16 protein-coding genes and 1 pseudogene are annotated in these 19,387 nt (G+C 72.4%); 9 read left to right on the top strand and 8 right to left on the bottom strand.

Annotation, left to right across the window (positions count from 1 at the left end; all coding sequences use genetic code 11):
* Positions 1–160 precede the first annotated feature (160 nt).
* The 6 genes from ABTX62_RS13485 to ABTX62_RS13460 are packed head-to-tail and all read left to right on the top strand — an operon-like array spanning position 161 to position 6,209.
* Positions 161–1,189, top strand: coding sequence for a 3-oxoacyl-ACP synthase III family protein (locus tag ABTX62_RS13485; RefSeq protein ID WP_352116297.1), 1,029 nt, complete (start codon positions 161–163; stop codon positions 1,187–1,189).
* A complete protein-coding gene (locus tag ABTX62_RS13480; RefSeq protein ID WP_352116296.1) occupies positions 1,186–2,127 on the top strand; it encodes an alpha/beta fold hydrolase in 942 nt (313 codons plus the stop codon). Before ABTX62_RS13485 ends, ABTX62_RS13480 begins: the two co-directional genes overlap by 4 nt.
* A complete protein-coding gene (locus ABTX62_RS13475) occupies positions 2,124–3,695 on the top strand; it encodes an AMP-binding protein (RefSeq protein WP_352116295.1) in 1,572 nt (523 codons plus the stop codon). The genes ABTX62_RS13480 and ABTX62_RS13475 overlap by 4 nt, the downstream gene beginning before the upstream one ends.
* The gene (locus tag ABTX62_RS13470) at positions 3,692–4,741 is read left to right on the top strand and encodes an NAD-dependent epimerase/dehydratase family protein (RefSeq protein ID WP_352116294.1); all 1,050 of its coding nucleotides are present in this window, start codon (positions 3,692–3,694) and stop codon (positions 4,739–4,741) included. The genes ABTX62_RS13475 and ABTX62_RS13470 overlap by 4 nt, the downstream gene beginning before the upstream one ends.
* Positions 4,705–4,983 carry an acyl carrier protein gene (locus ABTX62_RS13465; protein WP_352116293.1) on the top strand — a complete coding sequence of 93 codons (279 nt, stop codon included), beginning with the start codon at positions 4,705–4,707 and terminating at the stop codon, positions 4,981–4,983. The genes ABTX62_RS13470 and ABTX62_RS13465 overlap by 37 nt, the downstream gene beginning before the upstream one ends.
* Positions 4,980–6,209: a beta-ketoacyl-[acyl-carrier-protein] synthase family protein gene (locus ABTX62_RS13460; protein WP_352116292.1), complete on the top strand. Its 1,230-nt coding sequence runs from the start codon at positions 4,980–4,982 to the stop codon at positions 6,207–6,209. The genes ABTX62_RS13465 and ABTX62_RS13460 overlap by 4 nt, the downstream gene beginning before the upstream one ends.
* 201 nt (positions 6,210–6,410) lie before the next feature.
* Here the strand turns inward: ABTX62_RS13460 and ABTX62_RS13455 are convergent, their stop codons facing one another.
* The 3 genes from ABTX62_RS13455 to ABTX62_RS13445 form a co-directional block, all read right to left on the bottom strand.
* A complete protein-coding gene (locus ABTX62_RS13455; protein ID WP_352116291.1) occupies positions 6,411–7,238 on the bottom strand; it encodes a GvpL/GvpF family gas vesicle protein in 828 nt (275 codons plus the stop codon).
* A 273-nt stretch (positions 7,239–7,511) separates the two neighbouring features.
* Entirely contained in the window at positions 7,512–7,886 is a 375-nt protein-coding gene (locus tag ABTX62_RS13450) for a nuclear transport factor 2 family protein (RefSeq protein ID WP_352116290.1), read from the bottom strand.
* A complete protein-coding gene (locus ABTX62_RS13445; protein WP_352116289.1) occupies positions 7,879–8,427 on the bottom strand; it encodes a DUF1697 domain-containing protein in 549 nt (182 codons plus the stop codon). Before ABTX62_RS13445 ends, ABTX62_RS13450 begins: the two co-directional genes overlap by 8 nt.
* 340 nt (positions 8,428–8,767) lie before the next feature.
* Between ABTX62_RS13445 and ABTX62_RS13440 the strand changes: the two genes are divergently transcribed.
* Positions 8,768–11,020: an MMPL family transporter gene (locus tag ABTX62_RS13440; RefSeq protein WP_352116288.1), complete on the top strand. Its 2,253-nt coding sequence runs from the start codon at positions 8,768–8,770 to the stop codon at positions 11,018–11,020.
* 192 nt (positions 11,021–11,212) lie between these two features.
* Here ABTX62_RS13440 and ABTX62_RS13435 read toward each other — a convergent pair.
* Positions 11,213–11,557: pseudogene (locus tag ABTX62_RS13435) on the bottom strand (nucleotide disphospho-sugar-binding domain-containing protein); the annotation flags it as partial.
* 181 nt (positions 11,558–11,738) lie between these two features.
* Between ABTX62_RS13435 and ABTX62_RS13430 the strand changes: the two are divergent.
* Positions 11,739–12,602, top strand: a complete 864-nt coding sequence (locus ABTX62_RS13430) for a phosphotransferase enzyme family protein (protein ID WP_352116287.1) — start codon at positions 11,739–11,741, stop codon at positions 12,600–12,602.
* A 16-nt stretch (positions 12,603–12,618) separates the two neighbouring features.
* Here ABTX62_RS13430 and ABTX62_RS13425 read toward each other — a convergent pair whose 3' ends face one another.
* The 4 genes from ABTX62_RS13425 to ABTX62_RS13410 form a co-directional block, all read right to left on the bottom strand.
* Positions 12,619–13,341, bottom strand: coding sequence for a 3'-5' exonuclease (locus tag ABTX62_RS13425; protein ID WP_352116286.1), 723 nt, complete (start codon positions 13,339–13,341; stop codon positions 12,619–12,621).
* Positions 13,342–13,472: 131 nt separating this feature from the next.
* Positions 13,473–14,714 (bottom strand): DUF5919 domain-containing protein, encoded by a 1,242-nt coding sequence (locus ABTX62_RS13420; RefSeq protein ID WP_352116285.1) that lies wholly within the window; start codon positions 14,712–14,714, stop codon positions 13,473–13,475.
* A 102-nt stretch (positions 14,715–14,816) separates the two neighbouring features.
* On the bottom strand, positions 14,817–16,139 hold the full coding sequence (locus ABTX62_RS13415; RefSeq protein WP_352116284.1) for a copper amine oxidase: 1,323 nt from the start codon (positions 16,137–16,139) through the stop codon (positions 14,817–14,819).
* Positions 16,140–16,197: 58 nt separating this feature from the next.
* Positions 16,198–17,040 carry a Tat pathway signal sequence domain protein gene (locus ABTX62_RS13410; protein ID WP_352116283.1) on the bottom strand — a complete coding sequence of 281 codons (843 nt, stop codon included), beginning with the start codon at positions 17,038–17,040 and terminating at the stop codon, positions 16,198–16,200.
* A gap of 179 nt (positions 17,041–17,219) precedes the next feature.
* Between ABTX62_RS13410 and glgX the strand changes: the two genes are divergently transcribed.
* Positions 17,220–19,352, top strand: a complete 2,133-nt coding sequence (gene glgX / locus ABTX62_RS13405) for a glycogen debranching protein GlgX (protein WP_352116282.1) — start codon at positions 17,220–17,222, stop codon at positions 19,350–19,352.
* The last annotated feature ends 35 nt before the right edge of the window (positions 19,353–19,387 follow it).

Raw genomic sequence — 19,387 nt, 5'->3', positions numbered from 1 at the left:
TCAAGTCCCCCGTCTTCACACGCCGGTTGCCGGTCACATGGTGCGGCTGGGACGGGTTCGGGGAACGAAGAACCCGCTGCGGATCACTCGTTGGGGTGGAGACCACCGTACAAACGGCATTCCGGCCCGTCGGCGTACATCGCGTCGTTACGGTGACGCGGTGCCCGAAGCCCTCCGCGCGCGCATCGCCGCCGTTTCCGCTCATCTTCCGTCCCGCTACCGGACCTTGGAGGAGATCCGCGTGAAGATCACCGAGACCGGCGGCTACGCGCCACCGCCCGGTCTGCTGGAGGATCTCACCGGGGTCCGGGGGGTCCATGTGCACGAGGACGGCGAGAACGCCTCCGATCTCGCCGTGAAGGCCGCCCGCTCGGCGCTCGACGAGGCGGACCTGAGGATCGACGACATCGGCCTGCTGTTGTTCGCCTCGACCTCGCAGGACCTGGTCGAACCCGCCACGGCCCACATCGTGGCCACCAAACTGGGCGCCTCCTGCCCGGTGTTCGACGTCAAGAACGCCTGCAACAGCTTCCTCAACGCCATGGAGGTGGCCGCGTCGTTCATCGAGACCGGCCGCTACCGCACGGTCCTCATCGCCTGCGGTGAACCCTCCACCCTGGCCACCCGCTGGCACACCCCCACCCGGGAGGATCTGCTCAGGGCCCTGCCCGGCTACACCGCCTCCGACGCCGGCGCCGCGATGGTGCTCACCGCCGGCCCCGCGGGCGACGGCGACCCCGGCATCCTGTCCCTGCGGTTCGTCAGCAACTCCCCGGCCTGGCAGGCGTGCACGGTGGCCGGCGGAGGAAGCATGCACCACCTCTCCGTCCACGAGGACCACACCACCCTGCGGCTGAACGGGGACCTGCGGCAGAGCGCGCTCGACGTGCTCCCCCAAATCCTGGACACGGCCGGGGAGGAACTCGAAGCGGCGCGTTGCGGCGCCTTCGCCTTCATCGCCTTCCACCAGATCGCCATGCCGCAGTACCGCGAGGTGATCGACTCGTTCTCCCTCCCCGAGGACCGGTGCATGCCCGCGGTGGCCGAGCACGGGAACTGCGCGGCGGCGTCCCTGCCCCTGCAACTGGCCAAGGCCCGGGAGACCGACCGCATCGAGAGCGGGGACCTGGTCGGGATGATCGGCCTGGCCAGTGGTTTCAGCTTCGGCCTGGCCCTCGTCCGGTGGTGACCGCACCAGCCGGCCACGCCCCGGTACCGGATGCCGCCGCCCGGGCACGGCTGCTGCCGGGCTATCCGGCGCCCCGGCACTGGCGGCGGGTGCCGGTCACCGGACAGCACTACCTCGACCTCGGCTCCGGCCCGCCGGTGCTGTTCCTGCACGGCAACCCGTCGTGGAGCTACGTCTGGCGCGCGCTGCTGCGCCGGCTCTCCCCGCACGCCCGCTGCGTGGCACCGGACCTGCCCGGTTTCGGGCTGTCCCGGCATCTGCGGCCGGCGGACGGCGTCCCCGACCCCTACGAGGCCCAGCTGGAAGGCCTGGACGGTCTCCACCGCCACCTGGTGCGGGACGCGGGCCTGCCGGAGCGGGGCTGGACGTTCGTCCTGCATGACTGGGGCGGCCCGCTCGGCATCGCCTGGGCGCTGCGGAACCCGGGGGTCGTGGCCCGGCTGGTCGTCTGCAACACCCTGGCCTTCCCCTTCCCGGACGGCTTCCGGCTGCCGTTCTACCTGCGCTGGATCCGTGACCACCGGCCGGTCGCGGAATTCGTCCACGCCACCAACGCGTTCGCCCGCGTCGCCGTCCACGCCGGGGTGCACCGCCCGCTGCCGCCGACCGAACGCCGGGCTTTCCTGCGCCCCTACGCCCGCAGGCGGGAACGCAGGGCCGTCACGGACGCCGTGCGCGCGATCCCCCGCGGCCCGGCGGACCCCGTCTGGCGACTGCTCGACCCTCCCGGTGCCGGACCGGGCCTGACGGAGCTGCCGCTGCTCATCGGCTGGGGCATGCGCGATCCCGTGTTCACTCCGGTCCTGCTGGAGGAGTGGGCGCGCCGCCACCCGCACGCCGTCATCCACCGTTTCCCCGACGCCGGGCACTTCGTGATGGAAGACGCCGCGGCCGAACTGAGCGACCTCATCCGCGACTTCCTCCAGGGGGCACCGTGACCGTTGCCGGCATCGCCGCACGCCTGGCCGGACGGCCCGATGCCGTCGCCCTCGTCGAATGCCGCAAGGGAGCCTCCCGCACGACCCGTCGCGGCGAGCTGGTGGGGCGCTGTCACCGCCTCGCGCGGGCCCTGCGCGAGGCGGGGGTCCGGCCCGGCCACAAGGCCGTCGTGATGACCCGCGACGCCCACGACCTCACGGCCGTCTCCTACGCCCTCGGCCTCCTCGGCGCCGTCCCCGTGCTGATCGAACCGCGCGCCGAGGTGGGCCGCTGCCTGGAGGACGTCGCTCCGGACGTCTTCGTCGGGGAACCGCTGGCCCACCTCGGGCGCCGGGCCCTGGGGTGGGGCCGCCCCCACGTCCGGATCCCCCTGGTCACCGGATCCGCCCCCCTCCCCGGGGCGCGGCGGCTGGTCACCCGGACGCCGGACGCCGCCGGCCCGCTTCCGCGGACGCCGGAGCCCGACGGCGACGGACCGGCCCTCATCGCCTTCACGTCCGGGTCCACGGGACGGCCCAAGGGGGCGGAGTACCACCACACGACGCTGGCCGGCCAGCTCGACGCGCTGACGACTCTGATGGATCCCCGGCCCGACGACGTACTCCTCGCCGGGTTCCTGCCCGTCGCACTGCTCGGCCCGCTGCTGGGGGTGGCGACCCTCGCCCCGGCCGTCAACCACCTGGCCCCGGCCCGCACCTCGCCGGAGGAACTCGTCGGGCCGGTCCTGGAACACCGGGCGAGCATCCTGCTGGCGTCTCCCGCCGTCCTGACCCTGATCGCCCGCCACTGCGCCCGCCACCGCATCAGGCTTCCCTCGGTACGGCAGGTCCTGTCCTTCGGCGCCCCGCTGCGCGTCCGCCTCACCGAAGCCCTGCGCGAGGCCGTGCCGGGCGACGCCGAGATCCTCAGCGTGTACGGCGCCACGGAGTGCCTGCCCGTCTCCTCGATCGACGACCACGACCTGCGTGCCACCCGCGATCGGCCACCCGCCGGGCACGCCGGCACCTGTCTGGGCCGGCCCCTGCCCGGCCTCCGCGCCCGGATCCTGGACACCGACGCCACCGGGCTCGGTGAGATCGCCGTCTCCGGTCCCACCGTCAGCCCCGCCTACCACGCGCGTCCCGACGCCGACGCCGTCGCCAAGAGCGACACCGACCACGGCGTGCTGCACCGCACCGGGGACCTGGGCCGGCTCGACGACGAGGGCCGGCTGTGGTTCCTCGGCCGCAAGGCCCACCTGATCACCGGCCCCGGCTTCACTCTGACCACCGAGGACATCGAGGCGGCCGCGGACACCGCACCCGGCATCCGGCGCACCGCCCTGGTCGGGGTCGGCACGGCCGTCTGCCAACTGCCCGTCCTGTGCGTCGAACCCCTGCCCGCCACCTCCCGCGGCGCTGCCCTGGCAGCCGTGCGTGCGGCCCTGAAGGACCATCCGGAGGGCCACCGCGTCGGCGCCCTGCTGATCCGCCCCCGTTTCCCCACCGACCCCCGGCACAACTCCAAGATCGACCGCATGCGCCTGGCCGGCTGGGCCGCCCGGCACCTGCGCGGGAGGGGCCGATGAAGGTACTGGTCACCGGCGGGAGCGGCTTCCTCGGCAGGGAGATCTGCCGTCAGCTGCGCGCACGCGGCGACGTCGTCTCCTCCCTGTGCCGCCGCCCGAGCACCGCGCTGGAGGAGCTCGACGTCCGGCAGCACGTGGGCGACCTCGCCGACCCTGCGGCGGTCTCGCGCGCCGTCGCCGGGTGCGACGCCGTCGTCCACAACGCCGCCCTGGCCGGCGTCAGCGGCCCGCCGCGGCCCTACTGGGCCACCAACGTCGTCGGCACCCGCCATGTGATCCAGCAGTGCCGCGCCCACGGCGTCCGCACGCTCCTCCACACCTCGACGGCCAGCGTCGCCTTCCGGCCCTGCGGCCTGGAAGGGGTCGACGAGAGCCTCCCCCACGCCCCTTGCCACCTGGCCGCCTACCCCGCCACCAAGGCCCGCGCCGAGGCCCTGGTGCTGGCCGCACACGGTCCGGAGCTGGCCACCGTCTCGCTGCGCCCGCACATCATCTGGGGGCCGGGCGACCCCCACTTCGTCCCCGCCCTCGCGCGCGCCGTGCGGGTCGGCCGGCTGCTGATGCCGGGGGACGGCTCCAACCTCGTCGACACCACCCATGTCCGCACCGCCGCCCACGCCCATCTGCTCGCCCTGGACCGGCTGCGGCAGTCACCGGAGCAGGCGGGCGGCCGCGCCTACTTCATCGGCCAGGACGATCCGCGTCCGCTGCGCGAGATCACCCGGCACTTTCTGCGGGCCGCCGGCCTCGACGCCCGCTGGTGCGCCCTACCGCCCCGGCTCGCGACCGCCGCAGCCGGCGCCTGCGAAGCGCTCCTGCGCGCGGCCCGGAGCACCCGCACCCACGCCCTGAGCCGCTTCCTCGTCGCGGAACTGCTCCATCCGCACTACTTCGACCTCACCGCCGCACGCCGCGACCTCGACTTCGAGCCACCGATCGGATTCGACGCCGGCATCGCCGAGCTCACCCGGTCCGCCCCGCCCGCCCCCAACGACAGCGAGGAAACGCCGTGCCGGACACCTACACCACCGTCCGTTCCATCCTGACCAGCGCCTTCCGCGTCCCGGAGGACGAGATCCGGCCCGAGCTGACGCTGGGGCAACTGGACCTGGACTCGCTGGCCCTGACGGAGCTGGTGCTCATCGTGCACGAGCGCCTCGGAGTGAGGATCGGCAACGAACACGTCTCCCGCGATGCGACCCTCGCCCGGGTCGTCGACCATATCGAGACGTTGCGCGCGGAGAACGCGGAGAGCGCGCAGAACACGGAGAGGGCGGCCCGGTCGTGACCGAGCCGGTCGCCGTCACGGGTGTCGGCCTGCTCACCCCCGCCGGGGAGGACGCCGACGCCACCTGGGGCACGGTCTGCCGCGGTGTGGGCAGCGCGGCCGCCTCCGATCCGATGCTGGCCGGTCTGCCCGTGGACTTCTCCTGCCGTGTCCCCCTCTCCCGCGACGCCCTGGACCGGCGCGTCGGACGCGCCGCCTGGCGCATGTCACGGAACGCCGTGCTGGCAGTGCTCGCCGCCCGGGAGGCGGTGCGCGACGCCGGGCTCGATCCGCGGACGTGGAACGGCGATCGGGTCGCGGTCGTCATCGGCTGCGGGCTGGGCGCGGACGCGGTGCGCGAGGAGCAGGCCCGGCGCCTGGAGGAACGGGGCCCCGACATGGTCTCGGCGCTCACCATCCCCCTGATCATCCCGAACATGGCGGCCGGGGAGGTCTCCATCGACCTGGGCGCCCGTGGTCCGAGTTTCGCCCCGGCCACGGCCTGCGCCTCGGGCGCCACCGCTGTCGCCGCGGCTCGTGACCTGCTCGCCTCCGGCCGGTGCGACATCGCGGTGGCCGGGGCCAGTGAAGCCGCCGTCACCCCGTTGACGGCCACCGGTTTCTGGCGTGTGGGCGCCCTGTCCCGGCGTACCGACGCGCCCGCCGGGGCGTCCCGGCCCTTCCACGCCGACCGTGACGGGTTCGTCATGGCGGAGGGCGCCGGCGTCCTCGTCCTGGAGCGGGCCGGGGACGCCGCCGCCCGGGGCGCGCGCGTGCGCGCCCGGCTGGTGGGCTGCGGCAGCACCACGGACGCGTACCATCCCACGGCACCCGCCCCGGACGGCCGGGCCGCGGAGGCCGCGCTGCGCACCGCCCTGGCGGACGCCGGCCTGTCCCCGGGCGACGTCGACCACGTCAACGCGCACGGCACCTCGACGCCGCTCAACGACGCCGGGGAGGCCGCCCTGATCTCCCGGGTGCTGCCGCACCGCCCCAGCGTCACCGCGCCCAAGGGCGTGCTCGGCCACAGCCTGGGCGCGGCGGGCGCCGTCGAGGCGGCCCTGACGGTGCTCACGCTGCAGCACGGCACGGTACCGCCGGTCGCGAACCTGGACGCCCCGGCGCCCGAGTTCGACATCGATTGCGTCACCGAGGAGCCGCGCCGGCAGGACGTCCGCGTCGCCGTCAGCCACTCCTTCGGCTTCGGCGGGCACAACGTCGTCCTTGCCCTGGCCAGATCCTCCTGACCGGCCCGACGGCCGGTCAGGAGCGCCCGGACGGGGCGAGGGCCACGGACCCGTGCCGGGTCGGCGGAAGTCCGGGGTCTGGTGTACGTGGGGTGCCGGATGTCCGTGCCATCGCGCCGGTGTGGCCGCACGGTGTTCTCGACCGTCTCCGGCACCCCTCGGTGTCCGAGGGCGTCGGCAGGGCTGCGGACGAGGTGAGCGTCACGCCGCCGTCTCCTCGTGCGGCTGGGGCTGGAGGGCGAAGGAGTAGGGGGCCCACGGACCGCTGATCTCCACGCGGAGGCCGGGGACGCCCCGGGCGGCCGCCAGGATGCCCGTGCGGAAGGCGGCGACCCGGTCCTTCGGGACGAGGTAGGCGTCGTTGCCGATGTTGGTGCCCGGGGCCGAGCCCGCCAGGCTGCCGCGTTCGGGGGTGTGGGCGACGCGGTCGACGGCGAGGGCGCCGGCCGTTTCGGTGAGTCGGGCGGCGGCCAGGGCGACCGTGCGCCAGGCGTCGTCGTTCCGGCGTTGTCTGCGGCGGCGGATCACCTGGTAGGCGCGGCCGACTCCGAGGGCGGTGACCGGGTCCTGCCCGGGCTCGGTGCCGGCTTCGGGCGGAGTGATGTCCGGGGCGGCGTAGATCTTGACGCCGAGTTCGACATGGCCCGTGAGGCGGTCGAGCAGGGAGAGGAAGTAGCCGCGGCGGGTGTCGAGGGCCTGCCGTGCGGTGTCCTCGTCGCGGTAGACGGTGGCCAGGCGCAGGGGAAGCACGGCGGTGCCGGAGGCGACCAGGGCGGCCACCACGGCGTGGTGGGAGCGGACCGTGGACTCCAGCCAGTCCAGGTCGTCGAGGTGGGCCTGGAGGGGGGCTTCGGCGTAGTCGGCCGACGGGACGTGGCCGACGGCGAAGGCGAGTTGGGGGCCGGTGACCGCCGGGGCGACCAGGTGGATCGGCTCTCCGGCGACACCGCGCGGGTGGGCCGTCGCCGCCGCGGCCTCGGGGGTGCGGCGCAGGACCGCGTAGGCGTAGACGAGGTTCGTGTCGCTCATGACTGCGGGCTCCTGTCGGTGGCCGTGCGATTCCTCTCGCGAGACTCCGTTCTCGTGCCGTCCCTGCGTCCGTAGGTACGGAGGTGGCGGCGGAGGTGTTCACCGGAACGGCGACCGGGATGACCTTGCCCCTGGCGCAGGGCCGAAGGTTTCGGCAGGAACGAGGACTTCCCTGTGCGCCGGACGCCGTACAGCGATCCCGGGGAACCCGACCGGGGGCACTGCCCCGCGAGCCGCGCCGGGCCTGCCGACAGGGGCGCGCGGGGAGCGCCGTCAGGTGGTCCGTTCGCTGAACGGGGTCGCCTGGTGGAACCAGAGCAGCCAGCGGCCCTCCGCGCGCCGCCACAGCGAACTGCGGTGGGCGCGGCTGCCGTCGTACTCCGTGTCGTAGGTGAGATGGACCAGGTCCGGGGCGAGCTGGACGCCTCTCAGCGCGGAGACGGCGACGGGCCGGGCTCCCGGCTCGGTGGTCGCGGCCAGGGAGGCGATGATCGCGGCCCGGCTCCAGTGCCGGCCGGAGGCGCCGAACTCGTGGAAGTCGGGGTGCAGCAGCGCCCCGACCCGCTCGGGCGAACAACGGATCTTCGTGGTGAGCAGGGCCAGTTCGCCCTCCATCGCCGACTCGACGGCCGGGTTGTGCTCAGGCACCTGTCATCTCCACCAGCTTGACGACGGTGTTCCAGTTGCGGGTCGTGGCGATCACGCCCTTGTTGATGCGCGGTTTCGACAGCTGTTCGGCCAGCTTGGAGCGGCCCAGGCCGTTCGGGGCGTACAGGTACAGGGCCCGGTCCGCGAGGCGGAACTCCTCGGGGAGACAGGCTTCTCGGTCGATCTCCGCGAAGCGGTCGGGGGTGACGGGCGCGGAGAAGTAGGTGACGTGGAGCTGCTTGGCTTCCAGGTCCGCGGCCGGGAACGGGCAGGCGTCGGCGATCGCCCGCAGATAGGCGTGGTCGCGCACGATCAGGTCGACGGCGAAGCCGAAGTGCTTCTCGACGGCCCGCGCGATCTCCGCGGCCAGTGATTCCTCGTCCCCGTGGCCGGAGGAGAACACGGCCTGGCCGCTCTGCAGGTATGTACGGACGTCGTCGAGGCCGAGGCCGACCAGGAGCGTGCGCAGGTCGGCCATGGGGACCTTCCTGCTGCCGCCCACGTTGATTCCGCGCAGCAGAGCCGCGTATGTCGTCGTCATCCGCTCACGATAGAGCGGCCGTCGTGCCCCGTGGGGGTGGGCACGACGGCCGCGGCGGGCGGCTGCCCGGCCCCGTAAAGTACTCACCGGTCTTCGCGGGGCACAACCGTCTGCTCAGGATCCACACACCCGGGGAGCCCGGTATGTCTCCCGATAGGTGTAAGGGACCACCGTCCGTGGGGGTCCTCCCCAGTGGGGAGGGGGCTCGCTCCGTGGGGATGAGGTGCGGCCCCGCCCTTTCACCGGGCAGCACGACGAGACGGCTTGATCCGGCCCATACCTTCGGAACGGAAGGGGGCGGCAGGGGGTCGCCACCGCATCACGAGGGGGCAGGCCCGTCATGGGGAACGGAGACATACGGGTGCGGGGGCTCGCCGCCCGGGCCGGTGGCTGGAGCGCCCGGCACCGATGGGCCGCCGTCGGCATCTGGGTGCTGTTCGTCGTCCTGGCGATGGGGCTCGGTTCGGTGGCGGGCCGGGTCGACGTCAAGGACAGCGACCAGTTGAAGGGCGAGACGCACACCGCCGCGCGGATCATCGAGGACGCCGGGATCGACGAGCCCGCCAGTGAGACGGTCCTGATCCAGGCGAAGGGCAGCGGCCTGAAGGCGACGGACGCCGAGTTCCGGGACGCCGTCGGCGCTGTCGTGCGAGCGGTCGAGGGGACGGGCCGGGTCACCGACGTGACCTCGCCGTACGACACGAAGACGATCTCGGAGGACGGCCGCAGCGCGCTCGTGCAGTTCGACGTGCGGGGCGAGCCGGACACCGCGGGCGAGCGGATCGAGCCGGTGCTGAAGGCCGTCGAGGGCGTCCAGCAGGACCACGCGGCGCTGCGGATCGAGGAGATCGGCGGCGCCAGCATCATGAAGACGTTCGACGACGCGTTCGGCGACGACTTCAAGAAGGCCGAGTACTCCGCGGTGCCGGTGGCCCTCGGCATTCTGCTCATCGCGTTCGGAGCACTGGTCGCGGCGCTGCTGCCGGTGGCGCTCGCGGTCACCGCGATCATGGCGACGATGGGTCTGATGGGCGTCGTGAGCCACGTCATGCCGATGAGTGACACGGCCAACTCCGTGATGCTGCTGGTCGGTCTGGCGGTCGGCGTCGACTACTGCCTGTTCTACCTGCGCCGCGAACGCGAGGAACGCGAGGCCGGCCGGGACGCGCAGACGGCCCTCAGGATCGCCGCCGCGACCAGTGGCCGGGCGATCGTCGTCTCGGGTGTCACGGTGTGCGTGGCGATGGCGGGCATGCTGTTCACCGGGCTGGCCGAGTTCGAGGCGATGGGTCTGGCCTCGCTGATGGTGGTGGCCGTGGCGATGGTGGGCTCCGTGACGGTGCTGCCCGCGCTGCTGTCGCTGCTGGGCGAGCGCGTCGAGAAGGGCCGCATCCCGTTCCTGCGGCGGCGCAAGCGGGGCCGCGACAGCCAGGACAGCCGGTTCTGGACGGCCGTACTGCGGCGCGTCCTCGCCAAGCCGGTGATCGCCGTCGTCGTGGCGGCCGGTACGCTGCTGGCCATCACGGCTCCCGCGCTCGGCATGAAGACGCAACAGTTCACCCTGGACCAGGAGTTCGGCGACTCGCTGCCCATCGTGCAGACGTACGACCGGCTCAACGACGCCTTTCCGGGCGGCTCCGAACCGGCCGAGGTGATCGTCAAGGCGGACGACATCAACGCGCCCGAGGTGAAGTCCGCACTCGCCGACTTCCGCGAACGGGCGATCAGTTCGGGCGCCTCGCGCGGCCCGGTGGAGATCAAGCTGCACGACGCGCAGAACGTCGCGTTCGTCTACGTCCCGCTGGTCGGCGGCTCGGACCAGGACCAGGCGGGCGTGAGCCTGGACAAGCTGCGCGACGAGGTGCGTCCGGCCACGCTCGGCAAGGTGGACGGGGTCGAGGCGCCCATCACCGGGCAGGTGGCCGGTTCCAAGGACTTCAACGACCAGCTGGCGGGCGCCGTCGTCCCGGTGTTCGCGTTCGTGGTGCTCTTCGCCTTCGCGCTGATGCTGCTGTCGTTCCGCTCGCTGACCATCGCCATCACGTCGATCGTGCTGAACCTGCTGTCGGTGGGCGCCGCGTACGGCATCCTCGTCGCCGTCTTCCAGCACGGCTGGGGCGCGTCCCTGGTGGGCGCGGAGGGTGTCGGCGCCATCATCACCTGGCTGCCGCTGTTCCTCTTCGTGATCCTGTTCGGGCTGTCGATGGACTACCACGTGTTCGTGGTCTCCCGCATCCGTGAGGCGCGGTTTCGGGGCCTGCCGACGACGGACGCGATCCGGCACGGTGTGGTCACCACGGCCGGAGTGGTCACCAGTGCCGCGGTCATCATGGTCGCCGTGTTCGCGATCTTCGGGACGCTGTCCATGCAGTCCATGAAGCAGATGGGCGTCGGCCTCGCCGCCGCGGTGCTCATCGACGCGACGATCATCCGGGGCGTGCTGCTGCCGGCGGTGATGGCGCTGCTCGGCGAGCGCAACTGGTACCTGCCGAAGTGGCTGCACCGGCTGCCGGACCTCACGCACGACGAGGCACCGCAGGCGATCGCCCGACCGGCGGCGCGGGACGACGAGGGCGAGCCCGTCAAGGTCTGACCGAAACCGCCGCACGCAGGGCCCGTCGGTCTCCGGGGGAACCGGCGGGCCCTTCCGCATCCGCCGCCGAGCAGCTGTTCAGGATCCCCGAACCGGCTCCGGTCCCGCGGGGACGGTCACCACCGGCGGACTCCTGAGCTTGAACCCGAGTACGCCGAGAACCCGGGCCCTGATCGAGGACACCGCCTTCGCCTACGAGACGACGGAGCACGTCACCGGACGTCGATGCCTGGCCTGCCATGAGGCGTCCAGTGCGCCCTCGATGAGGTCGGCCGCGCGCCCGGTGCCGCCCTCCCGGGCCGTCTGCGCCTGGAGTTCCTGGAGCCGGCGGGCCACCTCGGGATCACCGGCCAGGGCGAGGGCCGCCTCGCGCAGGGTCTCGCCGGTCGCCTCCTCCGCGGGGAGGTACCGGGCCACGCCGAGACCCTGGAGCATCTCCGCGTTGGCGAACTGGTCCGCCGCCTGGGGGACGGCGATCATCGGTGTGGCGGTGACCAGGCCCTCCTGGCTGCCGCCGGCGCCGGCGTGCGTGACGAATGCGCCGCAGCACCGGTAGCGCGTCGGCGCCGGGTGCCGTCCTCCTCAAGTCGCCTCCGCAGCACACCGTCGCGGGTGCCGCCCCAGGAGCAGCCGGCCGCCGCCCGGCCTGCGCCGATGCGACACTGACCGGTGAACGGCCGGGACCCGACGGCCGAAGCGTGGACGGCGGAGGCGGACGATGGACGAGACTCGGGCGCGGGACGTACTGGCGGCGGCAGGGGTGCTGCCCGGTGCGGCCCGGGAGGCACGGCTGCTGGCCCTGGGCGAGAACGCGGTGTTCGCCGCCGGTGACCTGGTCGTCAAGGTGGGCCGGGACTCCGAACTCCTGGGCCGGGCGCGCCGTGAACTCGACATCGCGGTGTGGCTCGCCGGGGCGGGTGTGCCGGCGGTGCGGGCGGCCGAGCCCGAGGCGCTGCTGGTGGACGGGCATCCGGTGACGCTGTGGCACCGGCTTCCGGATGCCGTGCGGCCCGCCGAGCCGCGGGATCTGGCCGAACTCCTTCGGGTCGTGCACGCCACCGCGCTGCCTCCGTTCGAGCTGCCGGGCCGTGATCTGCTGGGCGGTGTGGAGCGCTGGCTGCGGCTCGCGGGGGACGCGATCGACCCCGCGGACGCGGCGTATCTGCGCGAGCGGCGGGACGGGTTCGCCGCGCGGGCGGCCGCGCTCACCCCGCATCTGCCGCCGGGGCCGATCCACGGGGACGCGCTGCCGCGCAATGTGCATGTCGGCCCTGACGGGCCCGTACTGGTGGACCTGGAGACGGTGTCCGCGGATCTGCGGGAGCACGACCTGGTGGTGATGGTGCTGTCCCACGACCGGTACGGGGTGTCGGACGGGGCGTACGCGTCGTTCGCCGACACCTACGGCTGGGACGTACGCGTGTGGGAGGGCTGCGGTGTGCTGCGCGGGGCCCGGGAGACGGCCAGTTGTGCGTGGGTCGCCCAGCACGCGCCGAGCAACCCGAAGGCGCTGGCCGAGTTCGAGCGGCGAGTGAGGTCCTTGCGGGAGGGGGACGAGACGGTGCGGTGGTATCCGTTCTGACGGCCGGCGAGCTCTGTCAGACCGGTTCGTCCGCCAATTCCCGCACAGGCCATGCCCCGTCGACCAGGGCCGTCGCGTCGCCCTTGCCACGCAGGAAGGTCTGGAAGTCCGCCGCCCACCGCGCGTACCACTCGATCTGGCGATGGTGCAGGGCCGCCGGGCCGAGGGTGGCGATCTTGGGGTGGCGGTCGGCTATCGCGCCGGCCAGGCGGGCGGCCGCCAGAGCGTCGGCCGTGGCGTCGTGGGCGGCGTCGAGGACGACTCCGTATTCGGCGCAGACGGCTTCGAGGTTGCGTTTGCCGCGGCGGTAGCGGTCGACCCAGCGGTCGATGGTGTACGGGTCGATGACCGGGGCCGGGTCCACCCCGCCCAGGCGGTCGCGCAGGGACGGCAGGCCGTGGCGCCGCAACTCCGCGGAGAGCAGGGTGAGGTCGAAGGTCGCGTTGTAGGCGACGACCGGCACGCCCGTCTTCCAGTAGGAGGTGAGGACGTCGGCCAGGGCGTCCGCCACCTGGTCGGCCGGTCTGCCCTCGGAAGCCGCGCGTTCGCTGCTGATGCCGTGCACCGCCACCGCGTCCTCGGGGATCGGAACTCCCGGGTCCGCGAGCCACTCCCGGCGTCCCATCGGCTCTCCGCCCCTGACCTCGATCACGGCCCCCGTGACGATGCGCGCCTCGCGCGGATCCGTGCCCGTCGTCTCCAGGTCGAAGCCGACCAGCAGCTCCCGGTGCCAGCTCATGGGCGGTCCCCCTTCTTGTGGTGCGTTCCCCCAGTGGCCTCCACCTTCGCACGCACCACTGACAATCAGAGGGCCGCGTTCCGCTCACGCCCGCCGACGGACCGGGCACCACCGCGCAAGGCGGGCACACTTCACGACACCGGCCGCGAATCCGCCCACATCACCTCGAACTCCTCGCGATAGGTGGGGAAGAGGCCGCTTTCGTCGATCTCGCCCGACTTGACCACCTTGCCGCTGTTGCGCAGGACGAAAACCGGTGCCTCCATGCCCCGCGTCCGGCGCAGGTAGTTCTGCACGACCGCGATGCCGTCCGCGCCGTCGCCGTCGACCAGGTACGCGGTGAAGCGGGGCGTCTCGTCGAAGACCTGGATCTCGAAGGCGCCCGGGTCGCGCAGCCGGGCGCGCACCCGGCGCATGTGCAGGATGTTCATCTCGACGGCCCGGCTGAGCTCGCCGCGTTTGATGCCGAGTTCGCGCTCGCGCCGCTTCACCGCGCTGGAGGCCGGGTTGAGGAACAGCAGCCTGACCCGGCAGCCGGACTCGGCCAGCCGCACCAGGCGCCGGCCGGAGAAGTTCTGCACGAGCAGGTTGAGGCCGATGCCGATGGCGTCGAGACGGCGGGCGGCGCCGAAGATGTCCTCGGCCGGGAACTGCCGCATCAGCCGCACCCGGTCCGCGTGCACGGCGACCACGTCGGCGTACCGGTCGCCGACCAGGTCCTCGACCGCGTCGATGGGCAGCCGGCGCGCGGACGGCACGTCCCCGCCGGCGACGAGCATCTCCAGCAGCCGGGCAGAGGCCCGCTCCGCCTGGCTCAGCACGGCCTCGGACAGGGCCCGGTTGCGGGAGACGACGTTGCGGGTGACCTCCAGCTCGTCCAGGGCGAGCTCGACGTCCCTGCGGTCGTCGAAGTACGGCTCGAAGCAGGGCCAGTGCTGCACCATCAGCTCGCGCAGCTGCGGCAGGGTGAGGAAGGACAGCACGTTGTCGTCGGCCGGGTCGAGCAGATAGCCCTTGCGGCGGCTGACCTCGCGCACGGCCACCGCGCGCTGCACCCACTCCTGGCCGGCCGGTCCGGCGGCGGCCACCACCCAGTCCTCGCCGTGCACCGGTTCGTAGACCGGCCGCAGGACGGCGGCGACCACCGCGCGCAGCCGCTGTTCGACGAGGTTCAGCCAGATGTAGGCCCGGCCGGCCCGCTGGGCGCGGGTGCGCACCTCGCGCCAGGCGTCGGCGTCCCAGTCCAGTTCCGGACCGATCGAGCCCGTCGCGTCCATCGGCCGCGCCAGGGACACGGCACCGGTCGGGACATCTGCGGAGTGCCCCTCGTGACCCTCGTCACCAGGGGGCAGCTCCAGCCCTCCCGAGCCCACCCGCGCACCGCCTTCCGCTCCCCCGGGCACCGCCCTTGTCAACGATCAAGGAAGGGTACTCCGGGAGCGGTCGGCGGTGCAGCCGGATGGGCAGGGTGGTTCTCAACCGCGCGGCCGCCATTGGCCGTTCTGCCAGGCGAGCTCGGCCGGAGTGAGCGGATTCATGGCGGTGACGTCGCGCGGGGCGATGGAGAAGCCCTGCCAGTGGACGGGCATGGGCTGCTGGTCCTCGTCCCGGGCTATGTGGTGGAAGCCGATGTTCATCCAGACGACCGGGTGGGTCAGGGTCTGTCCGTTCACCCACTTGTCGACGGACTTTCCGGCTCCGGCCCCGCAGTTGCCGGGGTTGTGGCTCGCGAACAGTTCGCACTTGTTGTACTGCGTGATGTACAGGTCGCGCTTGGTGTAGCCGCGGCCCGGGTACTTGGTCGTGGCCCCGGGGACGATCTCGTAGGAGCGCGCGTGTCCGTCCTTGTTCTTGCCGGTCGCGCTGACCATGCGCCACCAGCGGTAGTTCTTGCTGTCTCCGGCCAGTTCCTTGGTCACCTTGGTGCGGGTCGTCTTGGTGGTGGGGGCGCGCTGCCCCCGGGTCGGCGCGGCGACGGCGGAGTCGTACTGCTCGACGCGGTTCTTGGTGGAGCCGTCCAGGGCGAAGTCGAGCCGCCAGAAGACGTTGTGGCTGTGGCTGGTGGCCTTGGCTCTCGCGCCCTTGCCGATGGGCCAGCCGCGGCCGTCACCGGCGTCGTAGTCGTCCCAGGACAGGCTGCCGGTGGCACCGACGTTCATGGTGATCGTGCCGTCGTCCTGGAAGCGCCACTCGGTCATGTACTCGTACCAGCCGACCTGGTTCACCGTGTAGACGAGGAGGTCCTTGCCCTGGGCCTGGTAGACCTTGTTCGCGGTGTCGCCCTGCATGCGGTAGGCGTGGCCGCGGGAGCGGGTGGTGGTGCACAGGCCCTTGACGTTCGGGTCGTCGGTCCAGGAGTCGGGGACCTTGACGGTCTTGATGGCCCCGCCGGGGCACTCGCCCGGTGCCAGGTTCATCAGGCCCTGGGCGAAGCCGAAGCCGGTGAGGTCGTCGTACTCGACCGAGCCGTCGTCGTAGGGGACGTGGATCTGGCCCAGGCGGGCGCTGTTGAGGACTCTGATCGGTTTGGGCTCGCCCTTGGGCTGGTACGAGATCTTCTCCAGGACGAGGCCGGCCTTGCCGTCGTAGCGCCAGCACATCCGCCAGGTCGTGCCGGAGGACAGCTTCTGCTCGATGCGGTAGGCGGCGCTGCAGTCGGCGGCCGGTGCCGCCGCGGGGGCGGCCTTCGGCTGGGCGGTGGCCGGTCCGGCGCCGGCCGTGGCGCCGACGGCCAGCACGGCCACGGTCAGGCCCACGGCCGCCCGGGTGCGGACCTTGGTGTTGCTGTTCACACGCATGACGAGATGACTCCCTGACGAGGAGGAGCGAGGTGGACGGGTGAGCGAAGAGGGTGCGTCAGCCGAGCCGGGCGACCTTGCGGGCGCTCAGGTCGATCACCAGCGACCTGGCGTCGACCCACGGCCCGTTCTTGATCTTCGGGAACAGCCGGACACAGCGGTGCTCCCCGCACCGGTCGAGCGCGGCGGGCTGGGCGCCCGGCGCGGCCCGGTAGACGGCGCCGCTGAGCTGGAGCTGGTCCGGGGAGGTGAGCGCCTTGCCGGTGGCGTCCTTGTAGTCGGCCTTGAGGTCCGCGCCCAGCGGGTCGGCGATCAGGAGTGCGGCCGCCTCGGCCTTCTCGGCGCGGCTGAACGGCGGCTGGACACCGTGCTGGGTGCCGGTGCTCACCACCTTGCCGGTGCCGAGGTCGACGGTCCGGGTGACGAGGGTGTCGTCCCGGTAGTCGTAGAACGTCACGTCGGCACGCCGGGGCGCGTCCGGCTTGCCCACCTCGTCGGCCTCGGGTTCGGCGAGGTCGACGCCGAGGCGCTGCGGGCCGCGATCGCCGTCGACGCTCTCACTGCTCTGGAACAGTTGCCGGCTGAGAGCGATCTTCTCGACCCGCTTCAGCTCGTCGTCGGTCAGCGGATCACGGCCCTCGCCCCGCTGACCCTCGGCCGGCGCCTCCTCCACGACCCCCGGCGCCACGGCCCGGCCCCCGCCCGCCGGGCCGCCGTCCGCCGGGCCGCCGCCCGCCGGATCGCCGGTCTCCCGCGGGACGGACTGCCCCGCACGGGTCCCCGTGTCGTCCGCCCCCGCCGTGCCCGGCAGGGTGATCCCGATCATCACGGCGGTCCCGGCCACCGCGATGGCCGTACCCGCCACCACCTTGCCCAGGTGGCGGTGCACTATCTTGCGCACGTCTTCCCCCTACTCCCCCAAGCCCCGGGAGTATGTGATTGCCCCAATGGTTTGGCATACCGCGTATGCACTGGTCACTCGGTAAGAGGGAGATAAGTCATAGGAGGTTCCCTCACTTTCGGGGAGACTCGGGACCTAGGCGTCCCCACCGGCGCCGCACACCTGAAAGAGTCGTATTCATGCAGGTCTGGCCTGGCGAGGCGTATCCACTCGGTGCCACGTACGACGGCGCCGGTACCAATTTCGCGGTCTTCACGGAGGCCGCGGACCGAGTAGAGCTGTGTCTGCTGCACGACGACGGCTCGGAGACGGCGATCGAGCTCCGGGAGAGCGACGCGTTCGTGCGGCACGCGTATGTGCCGGGCATCATGCCGGGACAGCGGTACGGGTTCCGGGTGCACGGCCCGTACGCCCCGGAGCGCGGACTGCGCTGCAACTCCGCGAAACTGCTGCTCGACCCGTACGCGCGTGCGATCAGCGGTTCGATCCAATGGGGCGAGGAGGTCTACGGCTACCACTTCGACGATCCCGACCGGCGCAACGATCTCGACTCGGCGCCGCACACGATGACGTCGGTCGTGGTCAACCCCTACTTCGACTGGGGCGACGACCGGCGTCCGCGCACCGAGTACCACCACACGGTGATCTACGAGGCCCACGTCAAGGGCCTCACCATGCGCCACCCCGGCCTCCCGGAGGAGCTGCGCGGCACCTACGCGGCCCTCGCGCACCCGGCGATCATCGAGCACCTCACCGAGCTCGGGGTCACCGCCCTGGAGCTGATGCCCGTCCACCAGTTCGTGAACGACCACCGGCTGGTCGACATGGGCCTGAACAACTACTGGGGCTACAACACCATCGGCTTCTTCGCGCCGCACAACGCCTACGCGTCCTGGGGCGACCGGGGACAGCAGGTGCTGGAGTTCAAGTCGGCGGTCAAGGCGCTGCACGAGGCCGGGATCGAGGTGATCCTCGACGTGGTCTACAACCACACCGCCGAGGGCAACCACCTGGGCCCGACCCTGTCCTTCAAGGGCCTGGACAACTCGCGCTACTACCGGCTGACGGAGGACCCGCGCTACTACATGGACACGACCGGGACGGGGAACTCCCTGCTCATGCGGTCCCCGCACGTGCTCCAGCTGATCATGGACTCGCTGCGGTACTGGGTCACGGACATGCACGTGGACGGGTTCCGCTTCGACCTGGCGGCGACGCTGGCCCGGCAGTTCCACGAGGTGGACCGGCTGTCGTCGTTCTTCGACCTGGTGCAGCAGGACCCGGTGGTCTCCCAGGTGAAGCTGATCGCCGAACCGTGGGACGTGGGCGAGGGCGGCTACCAGGTGGGGAACTTCCCGCCGCTGTGGACCGAGTGGAACGGCAAGTACCGGGACACCGTGCGCGACCTGTGGCGGGGCGAGCAGCGCACGCTCGCCGAGTTCGCCTCCCGGCTGACCGGCTCGTCCGACCTGTACCAGGACGACGGGCGCCGCCCACTGGCCTCGATCAACTTCGTGACCTGCCACGACGGCTTCCCGCTGCACGACCTGGTGGCCTACAACGACAAGCACAACGACGCCAACGGCGAGGGCAACCGGGACGGCGAGAGCCACAACCGGTCCTGGAACTGCGGAGTCGAGGGCGAGACCGACGATCCGGACGTGCTGCGGCTGCGCGCCCGGCAGATGCGCAACTTCATCGCGACGCTGATGCTGTCCCAGGGCGTGCCCATGATCAGCCACGGCGACGAGTTCGCCCGCACCCAGCACGGCAACAACAACGCCTACTGCCAGGACAACGAGCTGTCCTGGGTCGAGTGGCCGGAAGAGGGGGAGGACGCCGAGGGCGGGCTGAGCCGGGAGCTGCTGGCCTTCACGCGGGCGATGGTGTGGCTGCGCCGGGACCACCCGGTCTTCCGCCGCAGGCGCTTCTTCCACGGACGGCCCGTGGAGGGCACGCACGACGACCTGTCCGACATCGCCTGGTTCACTCCCGACGGCCGGGAGATGACCCAGCGCGACTGGGACTCGGCGCAGGCCTCGGCGCTGACGGTGTTCCTCAACGGCAACGCGATCTCCGAGCCGGGCGCGCGCGGGGAGCGCATCACCGACGACTCCTTCCTGCTGATGTTCAACGCCTCGCCGAAGCCGTTGGAGTTCGTGGTTCCGGTCAATCACGGGCGGCAGTGGGAGGTCGTGGTCGACACGGCCCGCGCGAGCGGGCTCCCCTCCGGCACCGGCCCGAAGGTGCAGGCCGGGGACCGGCTGACCCTGACGGACCGGAGCATGACGGTGCTCCAGCGGCCCGTGTGACCGCCCGGCGGCCCCCCGGGGCCGTGCCGCCGCCG

This window comes from Streptomyces sp. NPDC096046, from assembly GCF_040303285.1.
GTDB lineage: Bacteria > Actinomycetota > Actinomycetes > Streptomycetales > Streptomycetaceae > Streptomyces.
Note: the sequence above shows the minus strand (reverse complement) of the source record. Positions and strands in the feature narration are given on the sequence as shown.